Source organism: Vibrio sp. HI00D65 (genome assembly GCF_001635455.1).
Classification (GTDB): Bacteria; Pseudomonadota; Gammaproteobacteria; order Enterobacterales; family Vibrionaceae; genus Vibrio.
On the sequence record NZ_LWEH01000016.1, the window covers coordinates 13,957 to 26,938 of the forward strand.

Below are 12,982 nucleotides of genomic sequence, written 5' to 3' on the forward strand. Positions count from 1 at the left end.
GCCCTTTTTTGATCTTGTCGTTTATCGCTAATGAGCACTTTTTAGTGAACCTATACGCTCGGTTAACTCTGGATGGGTGCTTAACCACGCAGGTATTTCAGCCTCATTTTCAGAGCTCTCTTGTAACAACTCAAACATCTCAATCATAGGCTGATTGGTGCCGTGTATCTGCCACATTAAATCCGACGCAAACCTATCCGCTTCTCGTTCTGCCTGTTGCGACTGACCATTATTGGCGACGAAAACCCCGACTCCAGCTAAGTTATCGATCACACCTGCGCTCTCACCTGTCAACATTGCGACAGAGAGTGAAAGCAAGCTAGAGCGAACAATCGCTTTCATGACGTGTTGTTGCTCAATATGTCCCAACTCATGCATTAGGATACTATCCAATTGCTGCTCAGTTTCCGTTAGCGCTACCAAATCATCAAGCACGATGATGGTACTGTGGCTCAAGGCAAAAGCATTGGCACCGAGCTCAGAGGAGCGAAACAGCAAACGGACGTCCTCATCAATACCGATCGCTCTCAAATGACTTTCAAAACGCTGGCGGATCATAGTTTGCTGAGACAGTGTTAAGTTCGATGGCTCAAACAATTGCTCATCCAGAGAGACTAACACCCTATCCTCTACCATCATTGATGCTGAGTCAGGAAGGTAAGTGACCATTTTATTTGTTAGCCAAGGGATGCCGTGAGTGAATATTCCAATGGTCAACGTCAATATAACGATACAAGATAGCAGAATCGCCGTAACATTCTTTTCTAGCTTACCCATCCAATCGTGCTGACCATGCTGGTTTAAAAACGCCGTCAGTTCATCACTCGGTTTCGCCACAAACAGCCAGCCGTCAGGAAATGCGATCTTACTTGGCGTTGAACCAACACCGACATTGATTTTCACATCAGCAACGTTGGCCGAACTGCGTTGATTGTAGGCATTAATCACCAATATACCGTTGAGCGATATCTCTAATGTTGCCTCACAGCGTTCAGAACTGCGAGGCGGATGAGCGACACCGGATAGCATTAGCCAATACCAAGATCGACATCAAAGGCTTGTGCAACCTCATCAGAAACCGCTGACTTCACATTAGAGTCTTGATCAGTAGCTACCAGCAAGTCGAGATCGCCGTAAATAGAGGTATTGTTTGCTAAATAGTTCATCGTTCTTACCATAACCCAAGGACGAGCAATACCTAGCGTAACGACTTGCAGTAAGAAGTTAACCACAACCAAGCTAACGTAACCCTTAACCGTCAGAGTCGAAGCAAAAGTAAACTTAGGCTCACTCTCAGCTTCGCTAGATTGAAGAACCAGTTGCAAGAATGTGTAGTTTCGAACACGCACTTTCAAATACGCGCCTACGGCTAGACCGATAGCAATGAAACCGAAGTAGTAGCCAATCATGATAACGGCTAGTTCACTATGTCCCATGAGATCAAGGTACGATTCTGGGTTACTCATTAGATTAACACCAGCCATCATAAAGAAAGCTGCGACTAAAACTGCAGTGATAACAAGCCACGCTATCGTCGCGATCATATAGGTCTTGAAGTAAAACGCGTTTTTGTAATCTGCGCTAAATTGGCACTCACCATAGCGGTAGCCATTCGAGAAATAATTAGCCATACCAACCAAAGACCAAGCCTGCAGGTAGACATAAGCAGGTAAGAGTATAAGGATGGCTGCTACACCAGCGGTCATATTAAGACTCATGGTGAAGAACCCGGCAGCAATAGCTGCAACAAAACCAAGCATGGCAAGCATGCCACGACCTAGAATCGACCAGTACGCACCAGCAACTGTGCCGTAAAACGAAAAGTGCACATTGCGGAAGCTCGTCATTGCCGCGTCAAAGCGTGCATTGCTGCGAGCAAGTAAAGGTAGCAGCAGAACAAAAGCCGCGATTAATCCCAAAGAAAGCTCAGGAGAAAACTGTTCTGCAATCGACCACACTAATACACAAACAAGCGCGATAGCACGGCCTTTAAGAATCTGCATTGGCTGTCCATGGTACTCGAAGCTATCACCAGCTATCGATGTATGACCGTAGAAGTAGCGCTTATTACGTACTTTGGCCCACGCTGAATAAATCCCAAGCGTAATCACTGATAGCAGGATATTGACTATCCATATGCCAAAGTACTCTTTACCTTTGCCACTAAAGAGAACTTTAGTTTCTAACCCTTTGGTTTCCATTTTTTACTCCATCTAACATTTATCATTAAACCATGTACATCTAAGTGCGCATTGGGAGAGAGCACGCTATAGAAACACGCCATGCTGATCAATCAGCTGAATTAATAAATCAAAGGAAGCTATCATAGTTATTGAAAATGGTTGCAACGATTGAAATAAGGATTAATGATGTGTTTACCACTAATAAACGCATACTATTTTTAGGACACCTTCTGCTCGTTCTTCTTTGATAGTTTCTACCTATCAAAACAATATTAACTTCCCATTTTATTTAATGATAATAACTCTCAATAATAGCTTTATCGAAACAACACAACGATTGAGTAATTATCATGAAAAAGACACTAACCTTTGCTGCATTACATTTTACTATCGCATTTAGTGTCGCTTACGTACTAACAGGCGACATCTTAATTGGTAGCTTAATTGCCATGATTGAGCCCTCTGTAAATACGGTCGCCTTCTATTTTCATGAAAAGGCGTGGGCTCAAGTTCCAGTGCTTAAAGCTCGTCAGTGGATGACCAAATTAAAAACCGCAAGCTTTGCGACCATCCACTTCAGTGTCGCTTTTACCGTAGTCTACTTGCTGACTGGCGATGCCTTTGTAGGTGGTGTGATGGCGATGCTAGAGCCCGCTCTAAATACAGTCGCGTACTACTTCCATGAGAAAGTGTGGTTACGTAAATCAGACGCTCAAGCACCACAATTTTGCGCTCACCAACATGCTTAACATAGATCGAGTTACCTCCTCCATTTTATAGCTAACGAGTTCTCACCATTGATAATGTTGCGAACCGCAATTATATTAGTTGTGGTTCACAACTTTATTTCGAGATACAAGGTAAGTGATGATGAATACTCGACAGCTAAGACACTACTCCCGCCAAGCCGTTCGCTTACTGGGTATGCTCGATAAGCAATGTGGTGAGATCTCCCTAACACCAGTCCAGGCTCATGCATTAGGAGAAATCCAGATCCAACCGCTGACGATCAACCAACTTGCACAACGGTTGAATGTCGACAAGTCGAATGCCAGTCGTACTGTCGCAGGGCTAAACAAGTTAAAGTTGACCGACAGTATCGAGAATCCGAATGACAAACGCAGTCAAAAGGTCACACTCACCACTCAAGGACAGCTGGTACTGTCCAAGCTCGACCTACAACAAAACGCTTTCTTCGACAATATGCTAGAAGGCCTGAGCCAGGATGAGCAGCAGCAGTTAAAGCTTGGGTTAGAGGTTTACCTCAAAGGGCTAACTAAAGTCTGCCAATCTGACAAGTTTGTATTACGCCCACTCACTCAAGCTGACAACGAACAAGTTGCCGATGTCATTCGAGAAGTCTCTGCCGAACATGGCCTAACCGCAGACAAAGGCTATGGTGTGTCTGACCCAACACTTGATGACATGTACTCTGTGTATAGCCAACAAAATGCGATGTACTGGGTGATTGAGTATCAAGGTGAGGTTGTAGGCGGCGGCGGCTTTGCCCCACTAGCAGGCCGACCAGACGTATGTGAGCTACAAAAGATGTACTTCTTAAAACAGACTCGCGGACAAGGGCTGGCAAAACGCATCGTCGCTTTAAGTTTAAAGCTTGCCAAACAAATGGGTTATCAACAAATGTACTTAGAGACAACAGAGTGTTTGGGAGCTGCGATTAAACTTTATGAAGCATTAGGCTTTGAGCATCTAGAGAGTGCTTGGGGAGAAACAGGCCACGACGCTTGTGAAGTAGTCATGGCCAAAGTGCTATAGTGCAGCTTCTAGCGTAGAAAATTACTCACACAAGACGCAGGATTGAGGGCAACAAAAGAGCTCTCTTTTTGCCCATCGAGCTCAACTTCTAATTGATATAAATGCTTAGGGTTGGGCTTATCAACATTAAAGACAATCGGTGCTTCAACTTGGAATACAACGCCAGTGTGTTCTGCACGCACATCTATCGGCATCACCAGCGTCATACCATCGAACTTAATTGATGCCGATACCAGCCCTGCTTTGAGCGTCTGGTAGATTACATCCACTTTAAACTCACAACCACCGCCGTGGTGCCAGATCTGCTCAGTGACAACTTGGTCCAGCTTCACATTGCGAACAAACTGCAGATAAGGAGCTTGCCAAATACCCATTCGAGAGTCTGATTTAGCAATGGTTGGCGAAGATAATGGCTCATCCATATCTTCTTCTAGCAACAACCCTTCCTCTTCTTCAAGAAACAGGATCTCAAAGCGATTTCGACCTGGCTGCATGTAAGGGCGAATGTCTTTACGGTACTCTTCTTGGCTGCCATCACAATCAAAGACTGCTACACCATTAAGTCGCACTTCAGCAAAATAATCAACACCCGAAACGACTAGCTCAACAAAGGGGCAAGCCAGCATCGCATCATCGACTTCAATGTCATGCATTAAATGCCACTCTTGCTCTGCGATTTGCTCTTCACTCAAGGTATCAGGGAGCTTTGAACTCAACGGAGCCGGAAAGGTCATGTCATCTTGTGGAATAGAAAGATCCGTCAGTGGCGAAATTTGCCAAAGACCATCTAGAAGTAACCGCATATCATTCCTTGAGCCAGATCAATTTTGACCGCATTATAATGAATGAATGCATTTAAAGACATTTATTTTTCTAAGGATAAAAAAATGCCAGCTCGAGGCTGGCATTTTTCAAACTGGGAAGAAACTACTCTTCGCCTTCATCATCTTCTTCAGGGTAGATAGCATCTTCACCTTCGTAGTAAGTGCCCCAACCATCGTAAATAATGTCGAATTTCTCTGCAAGGTTTACAAGCTTTTCAACTTGCGCATCGATCGCTTCTGCATCTAGAGCTGACTGCATAGTCGCATCACAACAAAGCAACTTATTGCCATCTTCGTCTTCTGTCTCTTCAGCTTCAAGTACTTCAAAACCCATTTTGAATGCTTCAACAACGGCTTTCTCAAGCACTTCGAAATCTTCAGCAAATAGGTGATGCTCGATATCGTATAGAGCTTCAGGATCGCTACCATCTTCAATTAGTGCTTCAATGATGTCGCGAGTCTCTTCCTTTTGAAATTCAATTAATTCCGCTACTGATAGATATTCATCTTCGTGAGACATGTGTCTGCTCCAGAGTGTTGACTATGAAAAGATCAAATTTGATTGCCACGAAATATGGCACGGATCGTCCAGAAAAGCCACCCAGATCAGGCCTAGAAAGATAAGTTTATCGCTAGATAGCGGAGGTAATATCAATTCAAAAGTGAAATCAAAATCACAGAAACAAATTTTCAACATTTTATTAACTGGTGACTATTTCAGCATTTCGTCTCTATTGTCACTTTTGAATATATCAAATAGAAATTGCGTGCTTAGTCATGGTAAATGCATACGATGAACCGGTTTTGAGATGCATAAAACCTCAAGTTGCTTTCAAAAAGTGCATAATAGTGAATAAAAAATCATTAATAATAAGCAAAATAGATTTCAAGCAGACCGCAGATAGAGCATAGATCCGCAAAAATGTTGTTCCATGCCAAACGCACTCAATTAGAATTTAACACCTATTTTCTATTTAAAAATGGTTTTTAGCTCGGATAATTTCAAAAATACTTCACTTTTACACGAAATCTAAAACTTGCATATTACGATCAAGCTTGTCATAAATAGACGCTGGATTAAAAGTAAGGATGCAAAATGAGTAAGCTGTACGTTGGCTCCGAAGTAGGTCAATTAAGACGAGTTCTCCTAAATCGACCTGAAAGAGCACTCACCCACCTCACCCCTTCTAACTGCCATGACCTTCTATTTGATGATGTGTTGGCTGTGGAAGCTGCTGGTGAAGAACACGATGCCTTTGCAGAGACACTACGTAATCAAGACGTAGAAGTGCTGCTACTGCACAATTTATTGGTAGAGACACTTGCCGTACCTCAAGCTCGCGAATGGCTGCTAAACACTCAAATCTCAGATTTCCGTTATGGGCCTACTTTTGCCCGTGACCTAAGAAACTATCTTGCTCAAATGGATAATGAGCACCTAGCAACAATCTTACTAGGTGGTTTGGCGTATTCAGAGCTTCCTATCAAATCATCATCGATGCTTCCTAAAATGCATCGCCCACTAGATTTCGTTATCGAGCCACTTCCGAACCACTTATTTACACGTGATACTTCGTGCTGGGTTTATGGCGGTGTGTCGCTAAACCCAATGATGAAGCCAGCACGTCAACGTGAGACAAACCACCTGCGTGCTATCTATCGCTGGCACCCAGTGTTTGCAGGACAAGACTTCATTAAGTACTTTGGCGATGAGGACCTTCATTACGACAACGCCAACATTGAAGGCGGCGACGTACTGGTTATTGGTAAAGGCGCGGTACTTATCGGTATTTCTGAGCGAACCAAGCCACAAGGTGTTGAGAACTTAGCGGCGAGCCTATTTAAGTCAGGGCAAGCTAAAGAAGTGATCGCTATCGATTTACCGAAGCACCGTTCATGCATGCACCTTGATACGGTAATGACACACATGGATATCGATACATTCTCTGTTTACCCAGAAATCGTTCGTAAAGATTTAGACACATGGCGTCTAACACCAAAAGAGAATGGTGAGATGCGTGTAGAGAAAGCGGAAAACTACCTGTCAGCGATTGAAGGTGCGCTGGGACTTGATCAGCTTAAGATCATCACCACAGGTGGTGACAACTACGAAGCTGAACGTGAGCAGTGGAATGACGCCAACAACGTACTCACCGTGAAACCAGGCACGGTTATCGGTTACGAGCGTAATGTTTACACTAACGAGAAGTACGACAAAGCAGGTATCGAAGTTCTAACGATTCCTGGCAATGAACTGGGGCGTGGCCGTGGTGGCGCTCGCTGTATGAGCTGCCCTATTGAAAGAGACGGTATCTAAGCAGATAACTCATTAGCGTAAAAATACAATAACTCAACTAGGCCAGTACTATTGTACTGGCCTTTTTCATGAGAGAATAAAATAAATATTCACAAATATAGCATTTTTATGTTTAACTAAGTTCTTCATTGATTCTATATACGCAAGGAGCGAAAGATGGTCTTCAATCTTCGCAATCGTAACTTTCTAAAACTACTCGACTTTACTCCTAAAGAGATTCAGTTTTTACTCGACCTGTCAGCTGACCTAAAAAAAGCTAAGTATGCAGGCACTGAGCAGAAGAAACTTACTGGTAAAAACATCGCTTTGATCTTTGAAAAGGCATCAACACGAACTCGATGTGCGTTTGAAGTCGCCGCTTTTGATCAAGGCGCTCAAGTATCTTACCTGGGCCCTTCGGGCTCTCAGATCGGTACAAAAGAATCAATGAAAGATACTGCACGCGTATTAGGCCGTATGTACGATGGCATCGAGTACCGTGGCTTTGGTCAGAGCATCGTCGAAGACCTTGGCGCTTATGCTGGTGTCCCAGTGTGGAATGGCCTTACTGATGAATTTCACCCAACTCAGATCTTGGCTGACTTCCTGACCATGCTCGAACATGGTCGCGGTAAACTGCTGCATCAAATCAGCTTTACTTATCTGGGTGATGCTCGTAACAATATGGGTAACTCTCTATTAGTAGGAGCTGCCAAGATGGGCATGGATATTCGTCTTGTCGCGCCAAAAGCCTTCTGGCCAGAAGAACAACTTGTCGAAGAGTGCCAAGCTATCGCGCAAAGTACCGGCGCTAAAATCACGCTGACTGAGGACGTTGCTGAAGGCGTAAAAGGCTGTGACTTCCTCTACACCGATGTTTGGGTATCGATGGGCGAAGCGCCAGAAATTTGGGATGAACGTGTGGCAGTGATGAGACCATATCAAGTGAATATGGATGTGATTAAGCTGACGGGCAACCCTCAAGTGAAATTCATGCATTGCTTACCCGCTTTCCACAATAATGAGACCGTTATCGGTCAGCAAGTAGCTGACAAATATGGTATGAACGGTTTGGAAGTGACGGATGAAGTGTTTGAATCTGACTACTCTATCGTGTTTGACGAAGCGGAAAATCGCATGCACACCATCAAAGCCGTTATGGTCGCAACACTCGGTTAATTGAGAATAGTGAAAGTAAACAAAAGCTTGATGTAATCGCTTGCGCTCACAAGTTGAAAGCGTATAATTCTCGGCAATTTGTCTGAGAGTAGTGAAAATGACGCCAACCAATATTGTGATCACACATAATAAAATTGTGAAAACACCTAATATTGCTCGCAAGCTAGCATGCTTGCCAGGCGGTCTATTCTGCTTTTCAGCACTTTTTTAAAGCCTCCCATTATGGGGGGCTTTTTTGTGGCCAATACATTATTGTGGGGAAGAAGATCATGGCGAATTCGCTCTATAAAAAGCACATCATCTCAATTCCAGAGCTTTCTCGTGAAGAGCTAGAATTAATTGTTCAAACGGCTGGTCAGCTTAAAGCTGAACCAAACCCAGAACTTATCAAGAACAAAGTTGTGGCGAGCTGCTTCTTCGAACCTTCAACACGAACTCGCCTCTCTTTTGAAACTGCGATTCAACGCATCGGTGGTGATGTGATTGGTTTCGACAGCGGCGGTAACACCTCACTTGCTAAAAAGGGCGAAACGCTAGCAGACTCAGTACAGGTTATCTCTTCATACGTTGATGCTTACGTAATGCGTCACCCTCAAGAAGGTGCTGCGCGCCTAGCGTCTGAGTTCTCTAACGGTGTCCCAGTAATCAACGCTGGTGATGGTGCTAACCAACACCCAACACAGACTCTGCTTGATCTATTCTCTATCGCGGAAACACAAGGCCGCCTAGACAACCTTAATGTGGCATTCGTTGGTGACCTTAAATACGGCCGTACAGTTCACTCCCTCACTCAAGCACTGGCTAAGTTCGATAACATCTGTTTCTACTTTGTAGCGCCAGAAGCATTGGCTATGCCTGATTACATCTGTGAAGAGCTTGACGAAGCTGGCATCAAATACCAACTACTGACCGACATGGAAGATGTGATTCCAGAGCTGGATGTTCTATACATGACTCGCGTACAGAAAGAACGCTTTGATGAGTCGGAATACGCACACATCAAGTCAGCCTACATCCTAACGGCTGCTCTATTAGAAAATGCACGTGATAACTTGAAGGTCCTGCACCCACTTCCTCGTGTTGATGAAATCACTGTCGATGTCGACAAAACATCTTACGCCTACTACTTCCAGCAAGCTGAAAATGGTGTTTACGCGCGTGAAGCATTACTAGCCCTTGTTCTTAACGAAACGCTGTAGAGGAGAGATATCATGTCTAAAGAGACTCAATTAAAAGTTGAAGCAATCAAGAACGGTACCGTTATCGACCATATCCCAGCAAACATCGGGATCAAGGTCCTAAAACTGTTTGATATGCACAACTCTCATCAACGTGTCACTATTGGTTTGAATCTGCCTTCTTCAGCACTTGGAGACAAAGATTTGCTGAAGATTGAAAATGTGTTTATTACCGAAGAGCAAGCAAACAAGTTAGCACTTTACGCACCTCATGCGACGGTAAACCAAATCGAAGATTACGAAGTGGTTAAGAAGCTAGCGCTTGAACTGCCTGAACAAATCAACGATGTGTTTGAGTGTCCAAACACCAACTGTATTACTCACAACGAGCCGGTTGAAAGCAGCTTTCAGATCTTTGAAAAGAATGAAGACATTCGCCTGAAATGTAAGTACTGCGAAAAAGTCTTCTCTCGCGAGATCGTGACCGAAAGATAAGCTTTCGCGTAGCACGCAATAAATGTAAAAACCATGAAATACCTCGCCCGTGCGGGGTATTTTGCGCTTTACCTAGCCACGGTTTGTAGGCAAACTGAAAAACGATTTTTATCTAATAACTGATGGAATAAACCAATGACAAAAGTACTTCACACAGAATCGGCTCCAGCTGCAATCGGCCCATACGTCCAAGGCGTTGACCTTGGCAACATGGTACTGACTTCTGGTCAAATCCCAGTAAACCCAGCAACTGGTGAAGTATCTGCTAATATCGCAGAGCAAGCACGCCAATCTCTAGACAACGTAAAAGCGGTTGTAGAGGCTTCTGGCCTGACTGTAAAAGACATCGTTAAGCTAACTGTATTCGTTAAAGACCTAAACGACTTCGGCACAGTAAACGAAGTTTACGGTAAATTCTTTGATGAGCACGGCGTTGCAAACTACCCTGCACGTTCATGTGTTGAAGTAGCTCGTCTACCAAAAGATGTTGGTATCGAGATCGAAGCTATTGCAGTTCGTAAATAGACTTCACTCTATTTAGTCAGTGGCTTAGTTCTGAACTAAGCACTGATGAGATACAAAAAAGGTTGCCAACTAGGCAACCTTTTTTATTATTCGTTTTCTGCGTTTAAGCTACTTCTTATTAAGCTCAATCACTTCTTTGTCTAGCTCTTCCAACTTAGCCGCCATCTGTTCACGAGTTAGGTTTGCCAATTCACGAACGTTCGACTTGTCGTAGCCTTCAGTATTAATTGGGTCTAGCATTTCCACAATCACGTGGCCATTGTTCCAACGGTTCAGCTTAACGCCACCTGTAGAACTACATACGATAGGGATAATTGGTAAGCCTGCACCAATTGCAGCATGGAAAGCACCAGTTTTAAACGGCAACAGACCACGGCCTCGTGAACGCGTTCCTTCAGGGAACATCCATACCGAAACATCACTGTCTTTCAGGTTATCAACTACTTGATCGATCGTACCAACCGCTTTGCTGCGGTTTGCACGGTCAATTAGGATATTACCCGTCAACCAATAAAGCTGACCAAACAGAGGCATCCACGCTAGACTTTTCTTACCAACTGTTACCACTTTGGGTGTCACAGCCGATGATACCGTGAACAGGTCCCAGTTATTCTGATGGTTCGCAACATAAACATGTTGGCCACGAGAGTATGCATCTTCAGGGATACGTAGCTCTAGCTTGATACCAAACACTTTCGACATACGACCAAAGTAACGACCAAAGGTAAATACGTGCTTCGGGTTACGTGGGCTAAGTAGACAGTAGCCACAGCCGAATACAAACATAAGAATCGCAAATATCGCCAATGCGAAAATACGTAATATTGCTATCATTTTGTTCCTCACAACCGCAAAGCTCACCCACCTATTCACTTTATAATAAGCAAAAAGATGCACTTGCGATAAATACAAATATAAAAAAGCCGAAACCAAGGTTCCGACTTTTGTGTTTTCATTTTACTGATTCATGAATTGACTAACCTAAGTTAGTTCGAGTCTCGAAATCGGGTAATGTTTGCGCCTAGTGCTGAAAGCTTATCTTCAATCTTATCGTAGCCACGATCGATGTGATAAATACGGTCAACGATGGTTTCGCCTTGTGCGATACAACCAGCAATAACAAGGCTCGCAGATGCACGAAGATCCGTTGCCATTACTTGAGCGCCACTCAACTGCTCGGTTTCACCACAGATAGCTGTATTACCTTCAATCTCCGCTTTTGCACCCATTCGCTGAAGTTCAGGAATATGCATGAATCGGTTTTCGAAGATAGTTTCAGTGATCACGCCACTGCCCTTCGCCATCATGTTTAGCAGAGTAAACTGAGCTTGCATGTCAGTTGGGAAGCCAGGGTGAGGTGCCGTTACAATTTTCACTGCTTTAAGCTCACGACCTGTCATATCAAGACTAATCCAGTCTTCGCCCGTTTCAACCTTCGCACCCGCTTCTTCAAGCTTCGCTAGGGCAGCTTCAAGAAGATGAGCGTTAGTGTTACGACAAACAACTTTACCGCCAGAAACCGCAGCAGCAACAAGGAAAGTACCCGTTTCAATACGGTCTGCAACCACAGAGTGATGACCACCACCAAGGCGTTCAACACCTTCGATAGTAATTGTATCTGTACCTGCGCCAGAAATCTTCGCACCCAGTTTGTTAAGGAAATCTGCCGTGTCAACAATCTCAGGCTCACGCGCTGAGTTATCTAATACTGTTTTACCTTCTGCAAGTGTTGCTGCACACATGATAGTAATCGTAGCGCCCACGCTTACTTTATCCATCACGATGTGTGCGCCTTTCAGACGGCCATCAACACTTGCTTTCACATAACCATCTTCCAATGTAATGGTTGCACCTAGTTGCTGTAAGCCATGGATATGCAGATCAACAGGGCGAGCACCAATTGCACAACCGCCAGGAAGTGACACTTGGCCTTCACCAAAACGAGCAACTAGAGGACCTAAAGCCCAGATAGAAGCACGCATTGTTTTTACTAAATCGTAAGGCGCACAAAATTCATTAATTTCGCTGCCATCAACGTGAACGCTACCATTACGTGATACTTTCGCGCCTAAACGCTTTAGCAGTTCCATCGTCGTATCGATGTCACGTAGGTGAGGAACGTTACTTACTTCTACTGGCTCTTCAGCAAGAATTGAAGCAAATAGGATTGGTAGCGCTGCGTTTTTTGCGCCAGAGATCGTCACTTCACCGCTTAGCGGCTTGTATGATCCAATAACTCGAAACTTTTCCATCATAAACCTTAAAGTGACATCAGTTTCTTATCACGTTCCCACTCTTCCGGCGTGAATGCCTTGATAGAAAGAGCATGGATATCATTGCGTTGAATGTATTCCATTAGTGGGCCGTAGATTAGTTGCTGCTTCTTAACTCGATTCATGCCATCAAAACATGGATCAACCGCAACAACTTCGTAATGACTGCCTTCACCTTTCACGATAATCTCTTGAAGGTTAAGTGCCTCTGCTAATAATTCTTGTACTTTTGTGCTGTCCACAAATAGCTCCT

At 44.1% G+C, this 12,982-nt stretch carries 14 protein-coding genes; 7 read left to right on the top strand and 7 right to left on the bottom strand.

Going from position 1 to position 12,982, the window contains the following annotated elements; genetic code table 11:
• Positions 1 to 27: 27 nt before the first annotated feature.
• Both A3712_RS04870 and A3712_RS04875 read right to left on the bottom strand, forming a co-directional pair.
• Entirely contained in the window at positions 28 to 1,029 is a 1,002-nt protein-coding gene (locus A3712_RS04870) for a M48 family metallopeptidase (RefSeq protein ID WP_063522545.1), read from the bottom strand.
• Positions 1,029 to 2,201 (bottom strand): YjgN family protein, encoded by a 1,173-nt coding sequence (locus tag A3712_RS04875; RefSeq protein ID WP_063522546.1) that lies wholly within the window; start codon positions 2,199 to 2,201, stop codon positions 1,029 to 1,031. The genes A3712_RS04870 and A3712_RS04875 overlap by 1 nt, the downstream gene beginning before the upstream one ends.
• 332 nt (positions 2,202 to 2,533) lie before the next feature.
• Between A3712_RS04875 and A3712_RS04880 the strand changes: the two genes are divergently transcribed.
• Together A3712_RS04880 and A3712_RS04885 are read left to right on the top strand one after the other, a co-directional pair.
• A complete protein-coding gene (locus A3712_RS04880) occupies positions 2,534 to 2,932 on the top strand; it encodes a DUF2061 domain-containing protein (protein ID WP_063522547.1) in 399 nt (132 codons plus the stop codon).
• 121 nt (positions 2,933 to 3,053) lie between these two features.
• Positions 3,054 to 3,959: a bifunctional helix-turn-helix transcriptional regulator/GNAT family N-acetyltransferase gene (locus A3712_RS04885; protein ID WP_063522548.1), complete on the top strand. Its 906-nt coding sequence runs from the start codon at positions 3,054 to 3,056 to the stop codon at positions 3,957 to 3,959.
• Positions 3,960 to 3,967: 8 nt separating this feature from the next.
• On the opposite strand, the gene A3712_RS04890 is transcribed toward A3712_RS04885, so the two are convergent.
• Both A3712_RS04890 and rraB read right to left on the bottom strand, forming a co-directional pair.
• Positions 3,968 to 4,762 (bottom strand): glycosyl hydrolase 2 galactose-binding domain-containing protein, encoded by a 795-nt coding sequence (locus tag A3712_RS04890; RefSeq protein ID WP_063522549.1) that lies wholly within the window; start codon positions 4,760 to 4,762, stop codon positions 3,968 to 3,970.
• A gap of 124 nt (positions 4,763 to 4,886) precedes the next feature.
• Entirely contained in the window at positions 4,887 to 5,303 is a 417-nt protein-coding gene (gene rraB / locus A3712_RS04895) for a ribonuclease E inhibitor RraB (RefSeq protein WP_004738675.1), read from the bottom strand.
• A gap of 576 nt (positions 5,304 to 5,879) precedes the next feature.
• On the opposite strand from rraB, the gene arcA reads away from it, so the two are divergent.
• From arcA to A3712_RS04920, 5 genes are all read left to right on the top strand, one after another.
• Positions 5,880 to 7,100: an arginine deiminase gene (gene arcA / locus A3712_RS04900; RefSeq protein ID WP_063522550.1), complete on the top strand. Its 1,221-nt coding sequence runs from the start codon at positions 5,880 to 5,882 to the stop codon at positions 7,098 to 7,100.
• 156 nt (positions 7,101 to 7,256) lie between these two features.
• Positions 7,257 to 8,258, top strand: a complete 1,002-nt coding sequence (locus A3712_RS04905; RefSeq protein WP_063522551.1) for an ornithine carbamoyltransferase — start codon at positions 7,257 to 7,259, stop codon at positions 8,256 to 8,258.
• A gap of 269 nt (positions 8,259 to 8,527) precedes the next feature.
• A complete protein-coding gene (gene pyrB / locus A3712_RS04910) occupies positions 8,528 to 9,457 on the top strand; it encodes an aspartate carbamoyltransferase (protein ID WP_063522552.1) in 930 nt (309 codons plus the stop codon).
• 12 nt (positions 9,458 to 9,469) lie between these two features.
• Entirely contained in the window at positions 9,470 to 9,931 is a 462-nt protein-coding gene (pyrI, locus tag A3712_RS04915; RefSeq protein ID WP_063522553.1) for an aspartate carbamoyltransferase regulatory subunit, read from the top strand.
• Positions 9,932 to 10,066: 135 nt separating this feature from the next.
• A complete protein-coding gene (locus A3712_RS04920; RefSeq protein ID WP_063522554.1) occupies positions 10,067 to 10,456 on the top strand; it encodes a RidA family protein in 390 nt (129 codons plus the stop codon).
• 108 nt (positions 10,457 to 10,564) lie between these two features.
• On the opposite strand, the gene A3712_RS04925 is transcribed toward A3712_RS04920, so the two are convergent.
• The 3 genes from A3712_RS04925 to ibaG form a co-directional block, all read right to left on the bottom strand.
• Positions 10,565 to 11,290 (bottom strand): 1-acylglycerol-3-phosphate O-acyltransferase, encoded by a 726-nt coding sequence (locus tag A3712_RS04925; RefSeq protein WP_063522555.1) that lies wholly within the window; start codon positions 11,288 to 11,290, stop codon positions 10,565 to 10,567.
• A gap of 152 nt (positions 11,291 to 11,442) precedes the next feature.
• The gene (murA, locus tag A3712_RS04930; protein WP_063522556.1) at positions 11,443 to 12,708 is read right to left on the bottom strand and encodes a UDP-N-acetylglucosamine 1-carboxyvinyltransferase; all 1,266 of its coding nucleotides are present in this window, start codon (positions 12,706 to 12,708) and stop codon (positions 11,443 to 11,445) included.
• An 8-nt stretch (positions 12,709 to 12,716) separates the two neighbouring features.
• Entirely contained in the window at positions 12,717 to 12,971 is a 255-nt protein-coding gene (gene ibaG, locus A3712_RS04935) for a BolA family iron metabolism protein IbaG (RefSeq protein WP_004738686.1), read from the bottom strand.
• Positions 12,972 to 12,982 lie beyond the last annotated feature (11 nt).

Bases quoted from the DNA above. Each gene is read 5' to 3' on its own strand.
- A3712_RS04870 (WP_063522545.1), bottom strand. From the start codon at position 1,029: ATGCTATCCGGTGTCGCTCATCCGCCTCGCAGTTCTGAACGCTGTGAG.
- A3712_RS04875 (WP_063522546.1), bottom strand. From the start codon at position 2,201: ATGGAAACCAAAGGGTTAGAAACTAAAGTTCTCTTTAGTGGCAAAGGT.
- A3712_RS04880 (WP_063522547.1), top strand. From the start codon at position 2,534: ATGAAAAAGACACTAACCTTTGCTGCATTACATTTTACTATCGCATTT.
- A3712_RS04885 (WP_063522548.1), top strand. From the start codon at position 3,054: ATGAATACTCGACAGCTAAGACACTACTCCCGCCAAGCCGTTCGCTTA.
- A3712_RS04890 (WP_063522549.1), bottom strand. From the start codon at position 4,762: ATGCGGTTACTTCTAGATGGTCTTTGGCAAATTTCGCCACTGACGGAT.
- rraB (WP_004738675.1), bottom strand. From the start codon at position 5,303: ATGTCTCACGAAGATGAATATCTATCAGTAGCGGAATTAATTGAATTT.
- arcA (WP_063522550.1), top strand. From the start codon at position 5,880: ATGAGTAAGCTGTACGTTGGCTCCGAAGTAGGTCAATTAAGACGAGTT.
- A3712_RS04905 (WP_063522551.1), top strand. From the start codon at position 7,257: ATGGTCTTCAATCTTCGCAATCGTAACTTTCTAAAACTACTCGACTTT.
- pyrB (WP_063522552.1), top strand. From the start codon at position 8,528: ATGGCGAATTCGCTCTATAAAAAGCACATCATCTCAATTCCAGAGCTT.
- pyrI (WP_063522553.1), top strand. From the start codon at position 9,470: ATGTCTAAAGAGACTCAATTAAAAGTTGAAGCAATCAAGAACGGTACC.
- A3712_RS04920 (WP_063522554.1), top strand. From the start codon at position 10,067: ATGACAAAAGTACTTCACACAGAATCGGCTCCAGCTGCAATCGGCCCA.
- A3712_RS04925 (WP_063522555.1), bottom strand. From the start codon at position 11,290: ATGATAGCAATATTACGTATTTTCGCATTGGCGATATTTGCGATTCTT.
- murA (WP_063522556.1), bottom strand. From the start codon at position 12,708: ATGGAAAAGTTTCGAGTTATTGGATCATACAAGCCGCTAAGCGGTGAA.